The 23,533-nt window shown below is 38.4% G+C and carries 18 protein-coding genes and 3 pseudogenes; 17 read left to right on the top strand and 4 right to left on the bottom strand.

The features are described 5' to 3' along the window. The first annotated feature begins 158 nt into the window (after positions 1-158). The 9 genes and pseudogenes from J7I96_RS12125 to J7I96_RS12090 all read left to right on the top strand — a co-directional run bounded on the left by J7I96_RS12125 (position 159) and on the right by J7I96_RS12090 (position 11,717). Entirely contained in the window at positions 159-785 is a 627-nt protein-coding gene (locus J7I96_RS12125; protein ID WP_214923021.1) for a metal-dependent hydrolase, read from the top strand. Between the two features lie 220 nt (positions 786-1,005). Continuing rightward, entirely contained in the window at positions 1,006-1,449 is a 444-nt protein-coding gene (locus J7I96_RS12120) for a C40 family peptidase (RefSeq protein WP_251025054.1), read from the top strand. Between the two features lie 740 nt (positions 1,450-2,189). Continuing rightward, on the top strand, positions 2,190-4,319 hold the full coding sequence (locus tag J7I96_RS12115) for an ATP-dependent Clp protease ATP-binding subunit (protein ID WP_214768316.1): 2,130 nt from the start codon (positions 2,190-2,192) through the stop codon (positions 4,317-4,319). A gap of 386 nt (positions 4,320-4,705) precedes the next feature. Beyond that, positions 4,706-6,592, top strand: a pseudogene (gene pulA / locus J7I96_RS12110) (type I pullulanase); the annotation flags it as partial. 102 nt (positions 6,593-6,694) lie between these two features. Next, positions 6,695-7,418, top strand: a pseudogene (locus J7I96_RS12105) (molybdopterin oxidoreductase family protein); the annotation flags it as partial. Continuing rightward, positions 7,411-7,542 carry a hypothetical protein gene (locus J7I96_RS28415; protein WP_285289400.1) on the top strand — a complete coding sequence of 44 codons (132 nt, stop codon included), beginning with the start codon at positions 7,411-7,413 and terminating at the stop codon, positions 7,540-7,542. The pseudogene J7I96_RS12105 and the gene J7I96_RS28415, both read left to right, overlap by 8 nt. A 336-nt stretch (positions 7,543-7,878) precedes the next feature. Further along, complete coding sequence (locus J7I96_RS12100; protein WP_311315187.1) at positions 7,879-9,366, top strand: spore germination protein; 1,488 nt, start codon at positions 7,879-7,881, stop codon at positions 9,364-9,366. A 26-nt stretch (positions 9,367-9,392) separates the two neighbouring features. Then, positions 9,393-10,589, top strand: a complete 1,197-nt coding sequence (locus J7I96_RS12095; protein ID WP_251029156.1) for a Ger(x)C family spore germination protein — start codon at positions 9,393-9,395, stop codon at positions 10,587-10,589. A gap of 24 nt (positions 10,590-10,613) precedes the next feature. Further along, positions 10,614-11,717 carry a GerAB/ArcD/ProY family transporter gene (locus J7I96_RS12090; RefSeq protein ID WP_214923019.1) on the top strand — a complete coding sequence of 368 codons (1,104 nt, stop codon included), beginning with the start codon at positions 10,614-10,616 and terminating at the stop codon, positions 11,715-11,717. On the opposite strand, the gene J7I96_RS29000 is transcribed toward J7I96_RS12090, so the two are convergent. After that, positions 11,712-11,930: a YczF family membrane protein gene (locus tag J7I96_RS29000; RefSeq protein ID WP_483861557.1), complete on the bottom strand. Its 219-nt coding sequence runs from the start codon at positions 11,928-11,930 to the stop codon at positions 11,712-11,714. The two genes, J7I96_RS12090 and J7I96_RS29000, sit on opposite strands and share 6 nt — an antisense overlap. Positions 11,931-12,123: 193 nt before the next feature. Between J7I96_RS29000 and J7I96_RS12085 the strand changes: the two genes are divergently transcribed. From J7I96_RS12085 to J7I96_RS12075, 3 genes are all read left to right on the top strand, one after another. Then, complete coding sequence (locus tag J7I96_RS12085; RefSeq protein ID WP_214923018.1) at positions 12,124-12,627, top strand: PCYCGC motif-containing (lipo)protein; 504 nt, start codon at positions 12,124-12,126, stop codon at positions 12,625-12,627. Between the two features lie 175 nt (positions 12,628-12,802). Then, positions 12,803-13,774, top strand: a complete 972-nt coding sequence (gene uvsE, locus J7I96_RS12080) for a UV DNA damage repair endonuclease UvsE (protein ID WP_214768312.1) — start codon at positions 12,803-12,805, stop codon at positions 13,772-13,774. A 506-nt stretch (positions 13,775-14,280) separates the two neighbouring features. Further along, positions 14,281-14,853 (top strand): site-specific integrase, encoded by a 573-nt coding sequence (locus J7I96_RS12075; RefSeq protein WP_194719377.1) that lies wholly within the window; start codon positions 14,281-14,283, stop codon positions 14,851-14,853. 584 nt (positions 14,854-15,437) lie between these two features. Here the strand turns inward: J7I96_RS12075 and J7I96_RS12070 are convergent. Further along, a complete protein-coding gene (locus J7I96_RS12070; protein ID WP_214768311.1) occupies positions 15,438-16,148 on the bottom strand; it encodes a Dph6-related ATP pyrophosphatase in 711 nt (236 codons plus the stop codon). Positions 16,149-16,793: 645 nt separating this feature from the next. Between J7I96_RS12070 and J7I96_RS12065 the strand changes: the two genes are divergently transcribed. From J7I96_RS12065 to J7I96_RS12045, 5 genes are all read left to right on the top strand, one after another. Then, positions 16,794-17,468 carry a GntR family transcriptional regulator gene (locus J7I96_RS12065; RefSeq protein ID WP_214768310.1) on the top strand — a complete coding sequence of 225 codons (675 nt, stop codon included), beginning with the start codon at positions 16,794-16,796 and terminating at the stop codon, positions 17,466-17,468. A gap of 14 nt (positions 17,469-17,482) precedes the next feature. Beyond that, complete coding sequence (gene lhgO, locus J7I96_RS12060) at positions 17,483-18,700, top strand: L-2-hydroxyglutarate oxidase (RefSeq protein ID WP_214768309.1); 1,218 nt, start codon at positions 17,483-17,485, stop codon at positions 18,698-18,700. 27 nt (positions 18,701-18,727) lie between these two features. Beyond that, positions 18,728-19,069: a DUF3870 domain-containing protein gene (locus J7I96_RS12055; protein ID WP_214768308.1), complete on the top strand. Its 342-nt coding sequence runs from the start codon at positions 18,728-18,730 to the stop codon at positions 19,067-19,069. A 328-nt stretch (positions 19,070-19,397) separates the two neighbouring features. Then, positions 19,398-20,336, top strand: coding sequence for a glutarate dioxygenase GlaH (gene glaH, locus J7I96_RS12050; protein WP_214768307.1), 939 nt, complete (start codon positions 19,398-19,400; stop codon positions 20,334-20,336). A gap of 207 nt (positions 20,337-20,543) precedes the next feature. After that, a complete protein-coding gene (locus tag J7I96_RS12045; protein WP_214768306.1) occupies positions 20,544-21,293 on the top strand; it encodes a uracil-DNA glycosylase family protein in 750 nt (249 codons plus the stop codon). A 328-nt stretch (positions 21,294-21,621) separates the two neighbouring features. Here the strand turns inward: J7I96_RS12045 and J7I96_RS12040 are convergent. Beyond that, positions 21,622-21,941 (bottom strand): annotated as a pseudogene (locus J7I96_RS12040) (transposase); the annotation flags it as partial. Between the two features lie 388 nt (positions 21,942-22,329). Beyond that, complete coding sequence (locus tag J7I96_RS12035) at positions 22,330-23,442, bottom strand: NAD(P)/FAD-dependent oxidoreductase (RefSeq protein ID WP_214768305.1); 1,113 nt, start codon at positions 23,440-23,442, stop codon at positions 22,330-22,332. Between the last annotated feature and the right edge of the window lie 91 nt (positions 23,443-23,533).

The following is a 23,533-nucleotide window of genomic DNA, read 5'->3' as shown; positions in this document are numbered from 1 at the left end:
AACGTTCTTTATATGGTCTAATCACTGATTTCTATGGCTTTATTTATAAGAACTAGAGAAATTTTCCCCAAAATGTTGTATAGTTAGGTATGCAGGGATTCGAACAAACATTCGTTTCTTGGAAGCAGATTACATCTTAGAGGGACAGGAGAGAGACAGTGAACGGTACAGCACACATGGCTATAGGGGCAACAGTTGGATTCTTGACGGCAAACACACTTCAAACAGATCCGACCACCACTTTATTCTTGGTGGGCATTGGGGGAGTTTCAGGGCTAATGCCCGATATGGATATTGATGGGAAGTTAAGTAATAGGATTACCTTTTCACATAAGTTTATCCGAACGATAGCACAAACGATTGGAATTTTAATGATCATTTATAGTCTTTTGGAAGGCTCTGAAACGGTAAAGTGGATCGGTGCTGGGGCAGGAATCGGAATCATCATTATTTCATCTTTCATTAGGCAAAGGCATATGCTGACCTTGTCTGGATTAGCGGTATTAGGAGGCGGTTTATCTCTGCAGGAAAGCTGGTTATGGCTGTTAGGAGTCTATATTATCCTGGCATCCTTTACAGCACATAGAAGTTATACCCATTCGATTGCCGGCATCGCCTTCTATGGCGTCATTGCCTTTCAATTCGAAGCCTTTATGGGGATTGACGGAATTTTCACCACTTGTATAGTAGGATACATAAGTCATTTAATTGCAGATTTGAAATGTTTACCTTTTAATAAACGTGGAGTGAAATTATTTCTTCCATTTTTCTCAAAAGAATTTTGACAGTGGTTTTTACCGCTGTTTTTTTTATGAAGAAAAGATAGTTTTTTAAGGTGCTTTTCAATATATTGAATGGACATTTGATTCGACTTAATTCTATGTTTTATATGGTCATTCTTCCTAAATCTACTAAATGTAACATATTTGTAAAAATCCTGTGATGCGAGTGATATAGCTTTTCTAGTATATTAGGTTTAGCAAATCACATCAGGGGGTAAATAATTTGTTTAAGAAAATTGTCGTCGGATTGTCATTGGCTATCACGCTTGTAACCACATCCTTTGCTGGGGACCAAGTGGAAGCTGCTTCATATCATACAAAAGCGATTAAAGTGGCTAAAAGTGAACTAGGTACAAAATATAAAATGGGTGGCATTTCCTCTTCAGGTTTTGATTGCTCCGGTTTAGTGAAGTATTCATATCAAAAGGCTGGTAAGAATTTACCAAGAACAGCTGCTGACATATATAAAAAAGGTAAGAAAGTTAAAAGCCTGCAAAAAGGGGACTTAATGTTCTTTGCACCAAATAAAGCGAAAAAACCTACACATGTGGCTATATACATAGGAAATAATGAATTCATACACTCTTCATCATCTAAAGGAGTGTCATACGCTAAAACCAATAATAGTTATTGGAAGCCAAAGTATATCGGTGCGAAACGTATATAATAGAAGAAAATCAATTTTAATATAAAAAAGCTAAGAGATTTATTGAAGTTTCTTTTAATATGTAGACAAAAAGGTTTCGGAAGGTTTCATTCCGAAACCTTTTTGATTTTTTATTGGAATTGAAGCAGCTATTGCGGAAAGGATGGCATGGGTTGAACAACTAGGGGAATTTTAAGAAAGTATCGATATCACCTCAAGTATTAATACTACTTAAAAACAAAAACTGTAGGCAAAAGTGTTCTATCTTAAAATTAAAACAAAGTTGATTGGAGCGGGTGTACGAGACTCCTGCGGGAAATGCGCGTCTAAGGGAGACCCCGCAGGCAAAAGCCGAGGAGGCTCCCCTACCGCCCGCGGAAAGCAAGTGCCTGGAGTGGAAATCCAACGTTAAAAATTGTACTAACCTTAAAGAGTCTTAATAAAGTCTTATTTTGTTTTTTAAAATAAGAGTGATTGAGGCACGTGGACAAGAGAATTGGCGTTTTGTTAATAGTTGAAGGTTATCGAGTCCTGAACTGGATAATCAATACTATGAAGCATTCATAAAAGCTTTTTAGTTGACTGGAAATGGATAGTTTAATATGCTAAGCAAACCAAAACGAAGCAATTCCTTTTTTATGCAAAAAAATTCCCAGACAAAATTATTGAAAGTCAAAGAAGGTCAATGTATAATAAAGTCAGAAAGTCAAAGAAGGTCAAAGATTTATTTTCAATTTAATTTTTTAAAGGAGGAGTACTACATGCTTTGTGAAAAATGCCATGTAAACCAAGCTAATATTCAAGTTCACCTAAATATGAATGGTCAGGAGCATGATGTAAAACTGTGCTCCACTTGTTATAAAGAAGAACGAAACAAACTTGGAGCAGCTATGGGCGGAATGGATATGGGGAAATTCCAATTTAACGGATCTCCAAATTCATTCAATCCATTTAATTATAAAGGTGTACCAAAACCGGATTCAGCTGAACAAGCCGAGGACGGAGGATTGCTTGAGGAGTATGGCCGCAATTTGACCGATGCTGCTAAAGCAGGACTTATTGATCCGGTTATCGGACGAAATGAAGAAATCAAACGTGTCATTGAAGTTCTAAACAGACGCAATAAAAATAATCCAGTTTTAATCGGTGAACCTGGTGTCGGTAAAACAGCCATTGCTGAAGGTCTTGCTTTAGCGATTGTTGAAGGTTCAGTACCAGTTAAATTGCGTAATAAGCTAGTATATATGCTTGATGTAGCATCCCTTGTTTCCAATACTGGAATTAGAGGGCAATTCGAAGAAAGAATGAAGCAATTGATCAGCGAATTACAGGAAAGAAAAAATGTCATTTTATTCATTGATGAAATTCATCAACTTGTGGGTGCTGGTTCGGCCGAAGGATCAATGGATGCAGGAAATATCTTGAAGCCTGCACTTGCACGCGGCGAACTTCAGCTTGTCGGAGCAACCACTTTATCCGAATATAGGAAAATTGAAAAAGACGGTGCCCTAGAAAGGCGTTTCCAGCCTGTACAGGTTAACGAACCTACAACGGCTGAGGCATTGGTCATCTTACGCGGTTTAAAGGAAAGTTATGAATCTTATCATGGTGTAACATATGGTGAGGAAGCCCTAAAAGCGGCTGTTGAACTATCGAACCGCTACATTCAAGACCGATTCCTCCCTGACAAGGCAATTGACTTAATGGATGAAGCTGGTTCCAAGTTGAACCTGACCATCGAAGACGGCCAGGTAGAAAACATAAAAGTACGACTGGCGCAAATTTATAAAGAAAAAGAAATGGCCTTAAAAGAAGAAGCATATGAAAAAGCTGCCGTTCTTCGTGATGAGGAAGAAAAACTGGAAAAGTCATTGCAAGCAGGGGAAGATGCAATTAAGCCAACTGTAACCGTTGAAGACATTCAAAATATCATCGAACAAAAGACTGGCATTCCTGTAGGTAAGCTCCAAGAAGATGAGCAAGAAAGAATGGTTCATCTCCAAGCGGAGCTGATGAAAAAAGTAATTGGGCAGGAAGAGGCTGTCAAAAAGGTATCCAAGGCCGTTCGAAGAAGTCGTGCCGGGTTAAAATCCAAAAATCGTCCTACCGGTTCTTTCCTTTTCGTTGGTCCGACAGGAGTCGGAAAAACCGAATTGGCGAAAACTCTTGCTGAGGAATTATTCGGGGACAAGGACGCTATGATTCGTCTTGACATGAGTGAATTCATGGAGAAACACAGTGTTTCCAAATTAATCGGTTCTCCTCCTGGATATGTTGGACATGAGGAAGCTGGACAATTGACGGAAAAAGTTCGCCGCAAGCCTTACAGTATCATCTTATTGGATGAAATCGAAAAGGCACATCCGGATGTCATGCATATGTTCCTGCAAATCATGGAAGATGGCCGCTTAACCGACAGTCAAGGCCGGACCGTTACTTTTAAAGATACCGTGATCATCATGACGAGTAATGCAGGAGTCGGTGAGAAACAAAAAGTAATGGGATTCGGTACAAGTTCAGCTGTGGAAGAGGCTTCAATCCTGCAATCTTTAGGCAGCTTCTTCAAACCGGAATTCTTGAACCGGTTCGATAGCATCATTGAATTCTCAGCATTGAAGAAAGAAGATCTTCTGCAAATTGTTGATATCATGATTCACGAGCTAGACGAAACACTTGCTGCAAATGGTTTATCTTTAGATGTGACCGATGATGCGAAACAAAGGCTAATTGAACTCGGATATCACCCAACTTTCGGGGCGAGACCGCTCCGCCGTGTTCTACAAGAACAGCTCGAAGATGGCATCACAGACTTTATTTTTGAGCAGCCTGAAGTTAAGAACTTCAAGGCAATTGTTGAAGATAACTCAGTGAAAATTATTAAAACACCATAAAGAGTACTAGAAATGCCTCCAAGACCGTAAAACTGTTATGGAGGCATTTTTTTCTTTTTTTGGATTCACAATTCATTAAACGATAAGTAAGGTCCAGCAAAATGAACGCTGCTTTCGATTATTAAATATAGATTTCTGAATTTTTGACATATTTTCAGAATGGATGTTTTGATGGGTAATGCCTGTGGAATCATAACATAACGGAAGATTTGCTCATGATTATAAAAATGAATAATTCCTGTTTTAGAATGGGAATTTCAATGGAGGAATGACCTATTAAAGATTCACTTTCTTATTTTGAAGAGGAAAATAAAAATAATCAAACACCTATGGATAATGAAACGGAAAATCAGTTGGAATCCCTGCCGATTGCTAATATTAATCCGTTAAACCCGTCAGAATTGGATGATTTATATTTCTATGAAGGCAAAGATTTAGGAAATTCCTATCTTAAAGATAAAACGGCATTCCGGTTATGGGCACCACTTGCATCTGAAGCCAAGCTAGTTACTTATAAACATTGGGATGATACAGATGGAATGGAGATTCAAATGGTTCGTTCGGAAAAAGGGACCTGGACCATTTTGCTGAACGGAAATCAGGATGGATTGATTTATACATATAAAGTGAAAGTGGGAGAAACCTGGAGTGAAGCCGTCGATCCCTATGTTCGCGCAGTTACAGTTAATGGTGATAAAGGGGTCGTGATAGATTTAACAGATACGAACTCAAAAAGGTGGACACGGGATAAACCACCTCTTGAAAAAGCTGAGGACATAGTCATTTATGAATTGCATACACGGGATTTATCGATTCACCCTGAAAGCGGAATCCATCATAAAGGTAAATTCTTAGGAGTAGTTGAAGCCGGAACCAAAGGTCCAGAAGGAGCGAAAACGGGTCTTGATCATATTAAAGATCTAGGTGTTACCCATGTACAGTTTATCCCGATATTTGATTTTGCTACAGTCAATGAAAAGAAATTGAATGAACCACAATATAACTGGGGATATGATCCACAGAATTATAATGCTCCCGAGGGCTCTTATTCGACTGATCCGTATCAGCCAAAAGTCAGGATCCGGGAGTTAAAGGAAATGATCCAAGGTTTACATGACCACGGGTTACGAGTAATCATGGATGTTGTATATAATCACGTTTATTCTGTGGAGGACTCAAACTTCCATAAACTCGTTCCAAAATACTTTTTTCGCTATAACGCCGATGGCACCTTATCTAATGGAACTGGTGTAGGAAATGATACTGCGTCCGAACGTAAAATGATGCGAAAATTCATCGTTGAATCCGTAACCTATTGGGCGAAGGAATTTAACCTTGATGGTTTCCGTTTCGATTTAATGGGCATTCACGATGTGGAAACGATGAATGTAGTGAAAAAGGCACTGACAGAAATTGATCCGACCCTCATTGTTTTGGGCGAAGGCTGGGATATGGATACCCCCTTGGCCCAAGAGCTGAAAGCAAATCAAAAAAATGCTTTTAAAATGCCTGGAATCGCTCACTTTAATGATGCGATCCGTGATGGTTTAAAAGGGTTTGTCATGAATGAACATGATAAGGGATTCGTCAATGGCAAACCAGGAATGGAAGATATTATAAAAAAAGGAATCGCTGGTGGTTTGAAATATGATGAAGATATCGCCACATATCAAAGACCAGATCAGGTGATCAATTATGTTGAAGCACATGATAATTATACGTTATGGGATAAGCTGCTCATCACTAATCCAGATGCTACGGAAGAAAAACGGAAACAGATGCATAAATTAGCTTCGGCAATTGTCTTACTGTCACAGGGAATTCCCATGATACATGCTGGACAAGAGTTTATGCGCACGAAGGATGGAGATGAAAACAGCTATCAATCTTCTGATTGGATTAACAGGTTGGATTGGAAAAGGCGAGCGGAGTTAGATCGGGAAGTGGAGTACATGAAAGGGCTGATTTCTCTCAGGAAAAATCATTCTGTTTTTAGGTTAAGCACACCCGAAGAAATTGAGGAGCAATTACAATTCATTGATGCTCCGCCAAATGCGGTTGCATTCACCTTAAAACATCAAGATTATAAAATGGCAGTGATTCATAATGCAAATTGGGACGCGATAACCATTACTCTTCCGCACGAAGGTAATTGGTCCGTTTTAGTGGATGGTCAGCGCGCGGGCATGGAAGAAATTGATAGGATTAAAGGGAGTCAGGTTACCGTTTCCCCTTTAAGTTCGTTTGTATTGAAAGCAAACTCTAATCAATGATACGAAAGTCGAAGTGAGTGAATAATATTCTCACTTCGGCTTTCGTTCATTTTCTAATATGAAATTGGTCAAATGAAGACTTCCATTAATCACTTTCACAATTTTACGAAAACCGAATGCCGTATACAACGCCTGTATCAAGTCTTCGAACCGCTTGGCGACTCAAAGCCTGATTGGCAAATTATTATGAATGTGGGAATTCGTTAGGAGCGGGATGGGATAATTGGCATCCAAGTGACATCATGGATGAAGCAGCCTTTATATGCTGGAGTAAGTTACGAACGCTTGGAAGGTTATAAAAGTCTTCAATGGCCAGTTGATTCAGATGGAAGATACTCCATTGTTATTCACGGAAGCTTTTCCGTTTCCCGATGGAAAAGCGAGGTTATTTCCAGTCGAATGGACCAAACCGATTGACTTTGGGGATGGGTTTGATATCCATGTAAATAATGGCCGCTTATTGGAACATTTCCATGAAGGAAACATGACATATAAATCAAAAGGCATAAGTTCCAAAACGCCAAAAGTCTTCCTTGAGGTATCCCGGGAATTGGCAAAAGATAGAGGACTTGAGGATGGGCCAGTGTTCGGCTCACTTCACCGTATGGACATGCAAAAGTGGAATGTCTGATTACGGATCGTGTAAAAGATAAAGAGGTTTATCTTCCGATGGACGATTCAGGTGACATTGCCGAGCATCAACCATCGTAATGGGAATCCTCAACCGCAAATGGGTGTACAAGTACAAAAAAAATGGGCCCGCGATGATTATATATTCCCTAGTGACCTCTTGAAGATCAAAAAGGAGGAGAGGAACCGTGGCTAAAGCGACAAAAGTGATCAATCGAATCTCCTTTAGCGATGAAGAAAGAAGAAGGATTGAACTTGAGGATATCGAGCGTACCCTATTGGAAAATAAAGAAGTGATTAAGAAACGTTTAAAGCCATGAAGGGCATGCAGGATCGTGTGGATTGCAGCAGGAGTTTCTCATGTAACCATTCCGCTAGCCTTATCTAAAAGTGAGAAATAAGGTATCTAGTTAATGTTATTGAAACGGACGGAAAACCGTCTGCAAAATTGACTTTGACTTGAGTGGTGGTGAACAATACCCACCAAAATATTTAAGCCGATGATCCCCATAAAGGAATGCATCGGCTTTTTTCATTGATCGTGCTATCAAAATTTTTCTCGGCATCCTTTTATTACATATATTTATATTAGATACAAATAATAAAAGCAATCATTAGTGAAACGAACAAACACTTTATTTGTAAGGGGCGGAAAAGTGAGAATAGGACGTTCTTTTAAAAGAGCTAAAGAGAAACCTACAACTGATGGCACCTTATTATGTGAGGTGAATGAAAATGTAAAGAGATTGATGAAAGAGCTTGGGCATAGTTCAGATTTGTCCGTTCGAATGATTGAATCTCCACGTCAGAAATCTGTAAAGGCAGCTGTAATCCACCTTGACGGATTGGCTGATGGTAACATCATTAATGAAAACATCGTGGATCCATTAATAAAGTGGTTTAAAGAAAATAATCAAACATTGACAGAGATGGAGGAAAGGGCAAGCCATATTTTAACGGTATCTAAAGTAACCGTTAAAGAAAGTTGGCAGGAATTCATAACAGCCGTTTTGACAGGAGATACTGTTGTCTTGTTGAATGGCAGTACGAAAGCTTTCATCGCAAGTACGAAAAATCAGCCATCCCGTGCCATAACCGAGCCGACAAGCCAAACGGTCATTAGAGGACCAAAAGATAGTTTTACTGAGAATTTAAGAACCAATACATCACTAATACGTGCTAGGATTCAAAATCCTGATGTACGCTTAGTAAGCTTGAAAGTCGGAAGTGTTACACAAACGGATATTGCTGTCATGTACATTCAGGGAATCGCGGATGAAAGTATTGTTAAGGAAGTCAAAAAACGCGTACAGGGCATTGATATTGATGGGGTACTCGAATCCAATTACATTGAAGAATTAATCCAGGATGATTCAGCGACGGTTTTTCCCCTTCTTTTGAATACGGAACGACCTGATGCAGTTGTTGGGAATTTATTGGAAGGGCGAATCGCCATCATCATTCAAGGAACTCCTTTTGTTTTAATCGTCCCGGCGTTGTTTTCGCAATTTTTTCAATCTCCGGAGGACTATTATCAAAATCAATATATCGGCTCCTTTTTAAGGATTTTAAGATTCGGAGCCTTTTTTCTGTCGATGTATGCATCCGCTATTTATTTGGCACTAATTACTCATCATCAAGGGCTTATCCCTACAACTTTACTCGTCAGTCTAATGGGCCAAAGGGAAAATGTTCCTTTTCCAGCTATTGTCGAAATACTGGTAATGGAAATGGCCTTTGAGATTTTGCGTGAGGCAGGAATTCGGATGCCAAGAGCGATCGGGCCGGCTGTATCTATAGTAGGGGCACTCATTTTAGGACAAGCAGCTGTTGAAGCGGGATTTGTAGGAGCGGCAGTGGTTATTATTGTAGCCATTTCTGCAATCAGCAGTTTTACACTGCCAAATACCAGTCTAGTCAATGTGAGTCGCGGAATTCGATTTATTCTGATTTTCATTTCAGCATTCATCGGCTTATATGGCATATTGCTTTTCACTCTATGTATCTGGCTTCATATGAGTAGCCTGAGGTCTTTTGGTGTTCCCTATTTTGCCCCATTTGCTCCATTTCGTTTTAAGGAGCAAAGAGATGTTTTTTTTCGTTTCCCGCTACCATCACTATTGAAAAAATCATCAAGAAAATAAAACTGGCTAATTACGGGGGACGAGAAATGAAAATGAAAATGAATATTTCATTAGTAGGGATGGCAGCTATTTGCTTACTGATTTCAGGTTGTTCTAATTACAGGGAATTAAACGAGCTAGGTGTCATAATAGCGATGGGAGTTGACCAAAATGACGATCCAAAACAACCTTACCGAGTAACATATCAAGTCATAAATCCTAGCGGTCTATCCCAAACCGGCACATCAGGAGGTCAAAGCCTCGCTGTCATCAACTATACGATAACGGGAAAAACAATTTTGGAAACCGTTGGAAAATCAGCTTCGGTTATTCCGAGGGAAAATAACACAACACATCTCTCACTGATTATTATTGGTGAGAAGTTAGCTCGAAATAACCTGGATTTAATCTTTGATGGTCTCGATAGAGGTAAATATTCACGAGCAAGTATCCCTATTTTTATTGCGCGAGGAAAGACTGCTAAGGATGTACTTGGGGTAATTGAACCTCTTGAGATTAACCCAGGTAAAAATATTATCAGTACAACACAAAATAACCAAAAGTTGTATGGATCAACTAGTGAGGTGTTAGCTTATGAAATCATTTCTTCACTTTTGAGTGAAGGTAAAGATGCATCACTTCCGGGAATCAGTATAAGCAATGATTCCCAGAAGGGGAAGCAAACAGGAAATTTAGAGACGACCAACCCGACTACAATTAAGGTTAAAGGATTAGCCATTTTCAGAAAAGGAAAATTGGTGAGATGGTTGGATGGAGAAACGGCCCGAGCCGTTCAATTCGTTACGTCGAAAGTGAAAAATACCCCCGTTGTGTTACCTTGTAAAAGAGGCAATGTCACAATCAATACAATCGGTGTGAAAAGTAAAATGTTAACCGAAATCCATAATGAAAAACCTGTCATTCATACTGATATCAACGTTATGGGAGAACTGTTGGAAACAACATGTGAGCTTAATTTGAGCGATCCCAAAGTGTTAAAAGAATACGAAAAAAAAATGGAAGAAGAATTAAAAAAGGAAATTAAAAAGACGATTAGCATCACACAAAAAGAAAAGTCAGATATCTTTGGTTTTGGTGATGCTTTGTCTCGAACAAATCCCGTTTATTGGCGCCAGAACAAAAAAAATTGGGATAACCTATATTCAGATGCGCAGATATCATTGAAAGTTCATGTAGACATTATCAATTCCGGATTGCGAATGGAACCTTATGAATCGAAATAAAAGAATGAGGAGGTGAAGGAGGCATTGCCTAAAATAAAAATTGATGGATTTCAGTTATTTTGTATGATGGTCATTTTTATGTTTGGTAGTAATTTACTGCTTGATATAGGAAAAGGCGCCAAGCAGGACGTCTGGATTGTGAATCTCTTATCAACCCTTTTTGGGTGTTTACTGTATTTCGTGTATACTTCATTATTTGAAATATACCCTGACTTACCGATGACCGGCTATCTCCGAAAAATTTGGGGTAATTATATCGGTGGTGCATTCAGTTTTTGTTATATCATCTATTTTATTTATCTGGCTTCAAGAGTGTTACGAGATTTTGAAGAATTATTAATTAGCTCTGCTTATAGGCGCACTTCCATAATAACGCTGGGAATATGCATGATACTTGTTTTAATTTATGGAGTTCATCTAGGCTTGGAAGCATTTGCACGTGTTGCATGCATATGCTTTGCCATTATTATCGTGACCCTTTTAATTTTGAACATTATGTTTGTATTAGGAGGTTATACAAAATCGGTAAACCTTCAGCCTGTATTAGGCAATGGATGGGGAATGGTATGGAAAGAGTTGATTCCTACAGGTATCACCGTACCTTTTGGAGAATTGATTACTTTTACGATGATCCTTCCGCATTTAAATAAAAAGAGTTCTGCCGTTAAAGTTGGCCTCTTTGCAATAATTATAGGTGGGGTTTCATTAACTCTTAATTCGATCATTCTCTTGTCTGTATTAGGTCCTGAGGCGGTATTAAGGTCTAATTTCCCTGCTCTTACAGCTGTCAGTTATATTAATATCGCTGATTTCATCGAAAGACTGGATTCGTTGATTCTTGTTTTAATGATCATTTTAGGCTTCATCAAGATTTCGATCTTCTTCTTTTGTGCCATTATTGGCGCAGCGGACTTATTTCAAATGAAACCATCCCCTATGTTCATTTATCTTGTTGGCGGTGTTATTTTCATCTCTTCGATTATGATTGCTCCTAGTTATCAGGCACATATAAATGAAGGTTTAAAAGTCGTCCCTTACCTTTTGCATCTACCTTTGCTCATTGGAATCCCCATTCTTTTATTGCTTACCGCATATATAAAACAAAAATTAAAACCGGCAGTATCATGAAGATGGAGGCTGCCGGTTTTTGAAAGACGAGAATATAATCAAATATATAAAAATCATAGTAAATAATAGGAGCAGAAAGTAATCTTCTCCACGAGCTACTATCAAATATTGTTTGATACTATAGAAAGAGTGCAATATACTCAAGCCCTGTAATTTATCAAGGAGTATAATAAGTAAATATGTGCCTAACAAAATTAAGAATGACGGCAGCATTCTCACGACAAGATCACCTCGTTCTTTCTTCTTAAAGTGTGATTTATACTCTATAAATATGCACGAAGTCGTACCGGAAAGTCATAATAGTATGCTTGTCATTTTAAATCCTAATAATTAAGGAAACTTATACTTGTAGAAACAGCTTGCGTGCCATAAAATGGGAGTATCAAGATGGTCAAGGAGTGTAAAAATGAAGCTGAAATTAATGACGGTCACTATGGGAATCTGTTTTTCCTTAATGCTTTCAGGTTGCTCAGGTGAAGAGGAAAGTGTTGTACAAAAAGAAAGCGGGCATGAAGGACATTCAGAGCATACGGTATCCGGAGATCTTCAGGAGGAAACCAGCAGTAAGGAAATAGCACCGGATTTCTTAACTGAAAAACCAGAGGATATGAAGACAATTTATTTAGCTGTTGCACAAAATAAAGATTTACTAGAAAAAATACCTTGTTATTGCGGTTGCGGAGAGTCAGCTAACCATAAAAATAATTATGATTGCTTTATCCATGAGAATAAAAAAAATGGTAAAGTGGTTTGGGATGACCATGGCACAAGATGCGGAGTTTGCTTGGAAATTGCTGCGCAATCCATATTGGACTTGAATGACGGTATGAGTGTCAAAGACATCCGGAATAAAGTTGATGAAAAATATAAAAGCGGATATGCCAAACCAACTCCTACCCCTGAAGTGTAAGTGCAATAAAATTATGAAATTCTAAACTGAAAATGATAACCTGGAAAATGGCTTTTGCCCGATATTCTTTCGGTAAAAGCCATTTTTTTGTTTTGATTGATTTTTTCACATATATATTATTGGTCAAAAAGGGGAATACTTCCATTAAACATTAAACTGCAAAGGAGTTATCATTTTGACATTAATCCGCCTTGGTTATGTAGCCATGAGTAATCATGTGCCAAACTGTTCACCATCCCAAACGATGACTTTTGCTCAGTTTTCGAAAATTAAGGACAGAGATGCAGCGATAAGGAAGCTCGAACGCCTTTCAATATCCAATCTTCATAATTGCTGGCGTTTACTGATTCATAACGAAGCCAATAATATTCAGTTTTTTAGGCTTTCTTCAAAACTTATCCCTTTAGCCAACCATCCTGAAATTCCAGAATGGGATTACATAGATGCTATTTCAGAAGAACTGGCTAAATTAAAAACATTCATAAAGAATCACCAAAAAATAAGGATAGATTTTCACCCAGATCATTTTGTCATCTTGAATAGTTCCAATATCGATATTCTGAAGACATCCTTAAAAACATTAAGGATGCATTATACTTTATTAAAGAAAATGGGAGTGGATCCCGAACATCGCTGTGTTTTGCATGTTGGCGGGGGTTATGGCGAGCATGTACAGGCATTAGAGCAGTTTATCCATAATTGGGGGTTGATTCCGGAATCGCTTCAAAGAATGGTCATTCTTGAGAATGATGATACTACCTTTACCTTGTCGGAAACCCTTTATTTATGTGAGAAATTGGGAATACCAATGGTTTTTGATTATCACCACCACCTCGCACATCATTTACCAAATGAAGATTGGAAAGATCATTGGGACCGAATATTGAATACTTGGAGTAATTCCAAACTCCCCCCTAAAATGCATATTTCAAGTCCAAGGTCCGATAAAGAATTTCGAGCACATGCTGACTTTGTGGATACTGGTATGTACATGGAATTTTTGCAACAAATAAAGGGAAGCTTACCACAACTCGATTGCATGATTGAAGCAAAACAAAAGGATGGAGCACTTTTCCAGTTGATGGATGAGCTGAAAAGTCACAAAGACATAGAAATCATTGATGATGCCAGTTTTTATATTCATTAATGGATTGGGGGAATATTTGACAAAGGGAAGTAAATTCAATTCTCTTTGTTAAATTTTAAATGAGAAAAATGTTTAAAACAGAAGTTTACATAATTAGATTATAGTATATTAAATGAATTTCTAAATAAATGGAAATTGGATTTGTTACTAGCATTGATTGGGTAATAGATAATTTATACATTATTTTACAAAAATATTAAAAAAGTCAAAAAAGCGAGCTCCATACTTGGCTTTTAAAGCTATTGTTTTAATTCATTGGAGTCATAAGTCAAGAACCGATTAAAAGCGCTCTATGAAGCTATAAGACGGTGAAAGGAGGGTAGTAGATTACAAGCACCTTTTGCGTCATTTTTATAAGAATATTCCGAATGTAACAAAGGACCTCTATTGATACATTCGAAATCCCGTTAAATCAAGGTTTATAAGCTTATCAAAATTTATAAAACTTGCCTTTTTTTAAGCTGTTCACGTACAATGAAAGAAGGAGAAAGGGGAATGAGCCGTTCATGCAAGCAACCTCTCAAAGAATTAAAAATGTCCAGCCGATACGCAGGTTGGATCACATAGAAAAGATGAAAAAATCACTATTAAAATATTGCAGCTACAGGGATTACATGATGTTTTCAATCGGGATAAACATCGGATTACGTATAGGGGATCTTTTACAATTGCGAGTGAAAGACATCCTTGAGGGTACGCATATAGTCATTGTGGAGCAAAAAACAGATAAAATTAAACGGTTCCTTGTCAATCCTCAGCTTCGTAAGGAAGTTAGGAAGTATGTCCGCAAATCGAACCTGAAAAATGAACAGTATTTATTTCCAAGTCGAAAAGGTAATGGTCCAATCACCAGGGTGCAGGCCTATCGAGTTCTGAACAAGGCGGCTGAAATGGCAGACATTCCGGATGTCGGTACACACACCCTCCGAAAAACCTTCGGCTATTTGCATTACCAAAAATTCAAGGATATCGCTTTACTGCAGCAAATCCTTAATCATTCCAATCCCAAAGATACGATGATTTACATAGGACTCACACAGGATTTAATGGACGAAACATTAATGGATTTCTATTATTAATTGAACGGCCGAACACAACTCCTGTATTTTTCATTCTTTTTATATGGATAACACAGTCCATCAATAGAGCATTATTATAGAGAACATTATTTCGTTATATCTGAATGGGGAGATAAAACCGGCATCATTGGTGCGGAGAGGTGAAAAGGGTTTTGAGGCGGATAAGCTCCTTATACTAAGAAAATCACCTTCACTGAGGATTTTTGAAAAATATAAGAGTTTTGTTAGGGCAACAGTTTTAAATCAACCGAATGACTTTTCAAAAAAGACTAAAATATATAGTCTTTTTTGATATCACCAGTACTGATTTTTATCAATTAATTTCTTATTAATATAGTATATTAGAAATACTTTTTCTTCTAAATTCTGTTGTTCTCCTATTTAACAAATAATGAATCAGAAAGTTATCAGTAATGAAACATCGCTGCGAAATTTAGTTACTGTAATTTTATTATGTTAACTGCAATAATATTATCATACTGCTGAAGGACTCCTCAGATGAACTGCACCTCAATCTTTAAAGAAAATCACATAATTGGGGTGCAGTATAGAGTGGTTGCCAGGACTATTTGTAATAAGTTCGGTTATAAGGTACTCTTATTCGTCATCTTATCTAGCTCCAAAGGTAAAAAAGCATACTCCCCGTCCTTAATAATCTCACATTTACGAACTGGAATTGGCTGTTTAAAAATAGGCCCATCTATTACTGTTGTATGAAACTCTCCACCTTCTCCGCAGGGGTCAATGCCTCGAGCTTCAAGTTCCTTCACATAATCATGGGTTAACGTTCGTCCTAAATCATCCTCTCGCATCCCCAATGATAAATTAACGGTTACAACCATCGTAACGAATCCTAGATTAATGAACTCTTCGACAGCTTCACGATGGTTCATTTCCCATAAAGGCATTCCCAGCTTCAACCCGGCAAACTTCGTAACCTTATCATGCCAACAGCCATGGGCAGGCATATCCAGGTCTCCAGTTACCAACACTTCTGCTCCCTGATTCTTAGCATCTTCTAAAAGGCGCATAAATACCTTTTCATAATCAGTCCAACTGGCAGCTGCAGTATATACAGGCAAACCAATTGATTCAGCTTGGGCTTTTATTAGTTCCGGAGGCATTCCATGTGATCTGGAACGTTTTCCTTCTTCCTCCAGCATGACGATAAGTCCTACAGCTTCTCCAATCTTAAGCGCTTTATAAAGGGCTAAGACACTATCCTTTCCTCCGCTAAAAGAAGCTATGAACTTATGCCCGTGAGCACTATTTTTCCAATCGATTAATTCTGACATTCAAATTTTCCCCTTTATTCTAATGACTTTTTACCAATTTCACATTATGCATTTCATAACTATATTTGAATTGATTTTATCACGGTTGGAGCTTGCAGATAAGATATTAATGTATCTTGATACAAAAAGACTTGATTTAAATGGAAGTTCACCCCAAAAAAACTTCTCTATAATGAACTGAACAATATATGATGATTATTTTAGATGACTAGTGTACAAAGGGAAATAAACAGGCATGAGTCTCGGTGGGGAGCGGATTATGCCCCTAAGGTTAGCTAAATAAATTTTTACTTTATGGGTTTCTTTCACATAGTAGGTTCTTTTTATAAAATGGCAATATGTATTTCCCCTTTTCCATCAGGATAATACTTTTTAAATTCGAGACAGGGTTTTCGGCGGCTATAGCTAAAGTATAATCTCCACGATAGTGGATTCTAATGGCCGTGGAACAAATAAAGCAGATTAATAGTTAAATATAAACGAATGCCAAAAATTATTTAGATTTGAGGAGTAGATGGTTTACCTTAGTTATTGTATCCAGTGTTTTTTTAATTGGATACAATTTATTTAATTTTCTGTATTGTAATCGCTTTATTAAGTTGATATAGTTTAAATTGTATCCAATATCGAAAGGTGGACTCTGAATTGGATAATGTTAATTCTAAAAGAGATAAATCTACAATCGTAAAAAATGTAACGAAAAGTCTTAGGAAAGCGATTTTGAATGGGACGTTGAAAAAGGGGGAGCGACTCATCCAAGAGGAGTGGGCAGATCGCCTGGAAGTAAGCAGAATGCCCATTCGTGAAGCCCTTACACAACTTCAAATGGAGGGGTTGGTGGAAATGGTTCCTCATAAAGGTGCAATCGTCACACCGATTACCCGGGATGATATTGAAGAAATTTATCATACCAGGTCTCTGCTTGAAGGCCTTGCTGTAGAAAAGTCGCTTCCTTATTTAACAAAGGAGGATAAAGAAAAATTAAAGGGCATTTTGATTGAAATGGAAGGGATTCAGTTATCTGATGAAACCAATGAGCATTATATCCTTTTAAATGCGGCTTTTCATGAAACCCTCCGAAAAGGGTGCCCATGGCCAAGAGTTCAAAAAATGGTGGAAACATTGGGTATCTCACCCATTGCGCCTAATTTGCTGATTGATTATTACCCAGAAACGCAACGGGAACACCGGATGATATATGAAGCGGCACTTAGAGGAGATCCTGCAGAACTAAGGGCAGCAGTAGAATTTCACATTTTACGGACTAAAAACAATTTAATTACGTATATGGAGTTGCTGAATAATAAACATCATCAATAAAAGGAGTGTTAATTGTGTATGATTTCGCAATTGTTGGTGGGGGAATTGTAGGATTATCGACGGGAATGGCCCTTTATCGGCGTTTTCCTAATGCTAAAGTGGTTGTCATTGAAAAAGAGGCTGCTGTTGCTAATCATCAAACGGGGCATAACAGCGGCGTCATCCATTCAGGAATTTATTATAAACCAGGCAGTTTCAAAGCACGGTTTGCCCGTCAAGGGAGCAAATCAATGACGGAATTCTGCAGGATGCATGGAATTGATCATGATATTTGCGGCAAGGTCATTGTTGCAACAAAGCCAGAAGATTTGCCACTTCTAGATGATTTATATTTACGCGGTTTGCAAAATGAGCTAGCTATACAAAGAATCAATGTGGAAGAATTAAAGGAAATTGAACCGCATGTTAATGGACTTGGAGCAATTCGCGTCCCGCAAGCTGGCATCGTCAATTATCGTCAGGTAAGTGAAAAGATGGCGGATATCATCCGAAGCAACGGCGGTGAAATCAAGCTTAATACAAAGGTCGAGAAGATTGACGAGGATTCTAATGAAGTCATCATCGCTACGAACAACGGGACAATAAAAGCAAGGATAGTCATTAATTGCGCTGGATTGCACAGTGACCGTATCGCAGCAGCTGCCGGCTATAAAACTGATATGAAAATTGTCCCGTTTCGCGGCGAGTATTTTAAATTGAAGCCTGAAAAGCGCTTCCTTGTCAACCATTTAATCTATCCGGTACCTAACCCGAAATTTCCATTTTTAGGTGTTCATTTCACGCGGATGATAAGCGGGGAAGTAGATGCCGGTCCAAATGCTGTACTAAGTTTCAAACGTGAAGGTTATAAAAAAACCGATTTCAATGCGAAGGATTTAACTGAAGTTTTAAGCTATAAAGGTTTTTGGAAACTGGCCAGTAAGTTCATGAAGGAAGGGATGGATGAATATGTCCGTTCTTTTAGTAAAAAGCAATTTACGAAAAGCCTTCAGGAATTGATTCCGGAAATTCAAGAAGATGATTTAATCCCTGCACCTGCCGGAGTTCGGGCACAGGCGTTACAGGATGACGGGAATATGGTGGATGATTTTCATATTATAATGGGGAAACGGACCATTCATGTTTGTAATGCACCCTCACCTGCAGCAACAGCCTCCATTGAAATTGGCAAAGAGGTTGTTACCCGCATTCCGGAACAATCACACTTATTGGAAGCTGTATTGACAAAATAATATTCGATAAAGAGAGGAAGAGGCCTCATGTTCAATGGTAAAACAATTTTTATTGCAGGTCACGCACGTTTACCTCAAGGGATGGCAGCGAAAAGTGTCTTTGAAACATTGACCATCACCGCAGAAGTCGATGCTAAATATGGGGTTGTCTTGGAGGCTTCTTGTACACTGGCAACGGAGCATGGCCGGGAATTCATTGGGCGTTTATTAAAAGGGATCAGTTTAAATGATGGTATTGATGAAGCGATAGAATCGATTACATCTTATTATCGGGGGAAAGCGGCTAATGCATTGATTGCTGCATTGAAGGACCTGGATCTCCATTTTCAGCAAATTAAAGCGGCAGAAAAAACGAAACTACCAAGTTAGTAAAATAGTTTATCAGAATAATTTGTAAAAGATGTTGACAATTTTACGAAAAAACGCTTTAATGTAATTAAGCCAATATTATGACATTAACACCTTTTGGAAAATACCTTTTCAGAATCGTGTAAAGATCTTAATGATTGGAAACAGGAAAAATAAATCATACATAAACTGCATATTCGCTGTGACTCTATTTGCATAGAGCAGTGAAGTGAATATAAGCCAGTTGTACAGTTGGATTCTCATTTTATATGGGGATCATGTGCGACTGGCTTTTTATATTTCCTGTTAACTTTGTCACCTATATTACAAATAACAGGAGGAATCATTCATGAACATTGCAGAAAAAAAGAAAGCGAAGTTTGAAAGGAAAACAGAAAAATACGAGGTGAAAGTTCACCCTCAATCCAGCCGTTTATATCATATTGAAATTTCAAAAGAGGCGATTGCTGCTTTTTTAGAAACGGTATCCAATGATAATCAGTCTGTTCAACATCTGGAATATACGCCATATGCACGACTCATCATTGCTTCATACCTTTTGGATCAAGTAGGGGAAGACTTTGGTGAATTGCTTCGTAACATCGTTCATGATCGGGAATCCGGCGGCTTCACCCTTGGCTTGGAGGGTGTCACGGAGAATACAGATGAATATGTCATTTTTGCAACGGCCATTTCATACTTGCTGGGAACTCCAAACTATGATTCCATGTCAGGGAAATATTATGCCCGCTTCAGTGTTCAAGACACGGATAGCAGTGATTCATATTTACGTCAGGCTTATCGTTTATTTACACTTCATACGGATGGCACCTTTGTAGATGAACCAACGGACTGGTTACTGATGATGAAGATGGTCGAACAAAATGCACGCGGTGGCGAATCACGTTTATTGCATTTAGACGATTGGAAAGAGCTTGATATGTATGTGGATCATCCATTATCCAGCCACAAATTTACGTATAAAGCTCCAAAGAGCAAGAACGTTGACCAGGAAATTGAAAGATTGACCTTCTTCAATCATAATAACAAACCTGGTGTATGTTTTATCGATCAATTTGTTTATCCTGAATCAATCGAACAAGCCAAATACTTGCGCGATTTATCCAATTCATTAGAAAGCGATGAAAGTGTACTTGAACTAGAATTGCCTGTTGGAGATTTAGTTGTTGTCAACAACATATTCTGGCTTCACGGCCGCGCTGCATTTGAAAAGGATCCGAACCTGAATCGTGAATTACTTCGCCAACGCGGAAGATTCAATCAATAGTTTCAATTTGTAAACCCAAACATTTTTTTCATCCCCAAATACCATTTTTAAGATAAATTCTTTTCAATCCTAGGGTTGGAAAGCAATTTATCTTTTTTTTGAGAGGTTTCCAACAAGATTCATAATGCCCCTATGTCGGTGGCAAATCTGAATTTCTGATATACTGAATTGGCCAAAATAAATAAAGGGAAAAAGGGGTTGTAATTTATGGGGATCGCTAATTTTTCTAAGTTTACGCAATTTAAGGACTTAATTAACTCTTTACCTGCTGTCTATACAGATGAAATGATAAAGAATGAGCAATTTTTGCTTGAAAGAGAAGAAAAGAAAAAACTCGAAATATATTACGCTCCTTTCGAGTATGTAAATGAACGGGCAAAAGTCGTGATAGTCGGAATCACTCCTGGTTTACATCAAATGAAAAAATCTTATTCTACCGTAATTAACGCAAGAGGGCACCTGCATAGCGATGAAGAGATCCTGCACGAAGTAAAAAAGAATTCCAGTTTTGAAGGAACGATGAGGAAAAATTTAGTTAAAATGTTGGATGAGCTTGGATTACACACATACTTGAACATATCGTCCTCACTGGATCTTTTTAAAGACGCAAGTCATCTCGTTCATACTACCTCTGTTTTAACCTATCCAGTATTTTATAACGGAAAAAACTATAGTGGAACAACTCCGAACATTTTAAAGACCGAGTTGCTAAAAAAATATATAATGGAGGGGTTTGCTACCGAAATAGGTACCATTGAACGTCCGCTTATTATTCCTTTAGGCGTTAATGTTACCAAGGTCTTAGACTATTTAGCGGGTCAAGATTATTTGGATGCCAATAACATACTTCTAGGATTTCCTCATCCATCTGGAGGAAATGGTCATCGTCATAAGCAATTTGCAGCAAATAAAGAGCAAATGAAAATGATGTTACAGTACTATTTTCAAGGGAAATGACCGTGGGTTAAAAAGGAGTGCTGTATGCTCATTGAATATTTTATAGGTATAAAAGGATGGGAAACAGTTGATTATTGAATTCTATAATTCATCAATTAGTGTTAAAAGTTAAATTAACTATTTACTAGTGATAATATGGTGATTATAATAGGAACGAATGTTCTTGATTATAGGAGGCATTAACATGGATGAATTAGAGGAATTTTTAAAATCACTCACTATTGAAGAGTTAAAAGTTATTTATGAAGAAGTAAGTGAACCTGATATTAATAAATAGATGAAATAAATTGAAATGGAAGATTCTTATTTATTCATTTAAAAGAACAGCATGATTTTTCCCGAACGTTGAGTAGGAAGTACTTTATCATGAAAACCATAGCCTAAGAACGAACTGTAAGCCATATTGTTTCCGCTTCTTCAATCGTTTTACGCATGGAACGAATACCGAGGGTATATTGAATGAATGTCAGTTTAACTAAAATAACGGGATCAATACTTGGGCGTCCTACCTCTGAATACATACCTTTCACCAAGTCATAAATGAAAGTGAAGTCAATGGCATCCTCCATTTTACGAATCAAATGGTTCGGTGGCACCCAATTGATCTAAAGTAATCATTTCAAGTTGATCGCGCTGAATAGGAATCATGTTTAGAAAGCATCTTCAGCACCTCATCTTTTAATACTTCTATTTTAAAATGACCCTAGGCAGAAGTGTTCGATCTAAGAGTTAAAGCAAAGTTGATTGGAACGGAAGGTACAAGACTCCTGCTTAGAAAAGCGCGTCTAGGGGAGACCCCGCAGGCGAAAGCCGAGGAAAGCGAGTGCCCTACGTTCCAATCAACGTTCAAATTGTACAAGCCATAAAAAAATGGACAAACTCGATTTTCCTCGAGTCTGTCTATCTACAGTCTGAATCAAGGACGCATTAAAGGTCCTTGATTTTTTTTATGAAAAGGACCATTTAAAAAAAAACGGAATTGATCATTTTCTGATCAGTCGAGTTCATACAGCAAGTTAATTAAAGGGAGCTATATTTATAGCGCACCTCTTATATCATAATTTTCGATATCGATTTCAATTTCTCTGTCAAGTGCGAGGTTTGCCAATATTGAGCCTATATATGGGCCCATTGTTAAACCTGAAGCTCCAAGACCATTGGCTACGATTATGCCTCCCCAGCCAGGTAAAGGTCCCATGACTGGAAGGAATCCCGGCGTGAATGGACGGAATCCGACCCTTGCCTCAACAAACGTACTATCTGTCAAACCGGGGGCGGTTTGCAAGGCTTTGTTGAAAACTTCCTGCAGCCCTCCTGCGGTCATTCGGTTATCGAAAACTTCCGTATTTTCATGAGTCGCCCCCGCAACGATTTTATTATTATTAAAAGCCAAAAGATATTGATCACTCGGAGGCATGACTACTGGCCAGTTATTTGTATTTTCATTTGCCATTTCCAGATGAATGATTTGCGCCTTTTGGAAAGTGACTTGGAAATTCACGCCCAGTGGTTTCAGTAATTCCGGTGCCCAAGCGCCAGCACAAACAATCACTTTATCAGCAGGAATGAATTCATCTCTAAGTGTTACACCTGACACTTGGGTACCGTTATATGTAAGTTTTGCCTCGCCATACATAAGTTTTGCACCGTATTTCTGTGAAGCCCTCAATAAGGAATCACGTAGTGCGCCTCCATCGACCCGCGCTGCACCACTCACATGAACGGCTGCATATTCGCTTGAAAGAGGCGGGAATAAGGCACGTGTTGCCTCTGCGGAAAGTAAGGTGATCGCCCCCATCTCCGGTGCATCTTCTTGCCGTTTTGCCGCCCGGTTCTTCATGGCATTCAGTTTAGCTTCATCTGTATGTAGACTTATGGCACCGACCTGGGCATACCCAGTCTCGGTTTCACCGTCCCGTTCAAGTTCTTCAATTAAGCCCGGGTAAAAAGCCGCACCATTTTTGGCAAGAAGATACCAAGCTTGGTTGCGCCTTTGCGATATCCACGGGCAAACGATTCCTGCAGCTGCAGATGTTGCCTGACCGACATCTTGGCGGTCAATAATGATCACTTCAACCCCATTTTTAGCCAAATGATAGGCAGTGGAAGCTCCCAAAATTCCTGCACCAACTACTATGATTTTTTGCATGATTCAACATCTCATTTCTTTCATGTGTATAAACGCTTATCACTACTATATCGAAGACCCGAAATGATTGCCACATCTGATATTGTAATTT

It is taken from the genome of Bacillus sp. ISL-78 (assembly GCF_018613455.1).
GTDB lineage: Bacteria > Bacillota > Bacilli > Bacillales > DSM-1321 > Peribacillus > Peribacillus frigoritolerans.
This window is presented reverse-complemented; position numbering and strand designations above follow the sequence as displayed.

Bases quoted from the DNA above. Each gene is read 5' to 3' on its own strand.
- glaH (WP_214768307.1), top strand. From the start codon at position 19,398: ATGAACATTGCAGAAAAAAAGAAAGCGAAGTTTGAAAGGAAAACAGAA.
- J7I96_RS12055 (WP_214768308.1), top strand. From the start codon at position 18,728: ATGTTCAATGGTAAAACAATTTTTATTGCAGGTCACGCACGTTTACCT.
- J7I96_RS12095 (WP_251029156.1), top strand. From the start codon at position 9,393: ATGAAAATGAAAATGAATATTTCATTAGTAGGGATGGCAGCTATTTGC.
- J7I96_RS12045 (WP_214768306.1), top strand. From the start codon at position 20,544: ATGGGGATCGCTAATTTTTCTAAGTTTACGCAATTTAAGGACTTAATT.
- J7I96_RS12070 (WP_214768311.1), bottom strand. From the start codon at position 16,148: ATGTCAGAATTAATCGATTGGAAAAATAGTGCTCACGGGCATAAGTTC.
- J7I96_RS12035 (WP_214768305.1), bottom strand. From the start codon at position 23,442: ATGCAAAAAATCATAGTAGTTGGTGCAGGAATTTTGGGAGCTTCCACT.
- J7I96_RS12085 (WP_214923018.1), top strand. From the start codon at position 12,124: ATGAAGCTGAAATTAATGACGGTCACTATGGGAATCTGTTTTTCCTTA.
- J7I96_RS12115 (WP_214768316.1), top strand. From the start codon at position 2,190: ATGCTTTGTGAAAAATGCCATGTAAACCAAGCTAATATTCAAGTTCAC.
- J7I96_RS29000 (WP_483861557.1), bottom strand. From the start codon at position 11,930: ATGCTGCCGTCATTCTTAATTTTGTTAGGCACATATTTACTTATTATA.
- J7I96_RS12075 (WP_194719377.1), top strand. From the start codon at position 14,281: ATGCAAGCAACCTCTCAAAGAATTAAAAATGTCCAGCCGATACGCAGG.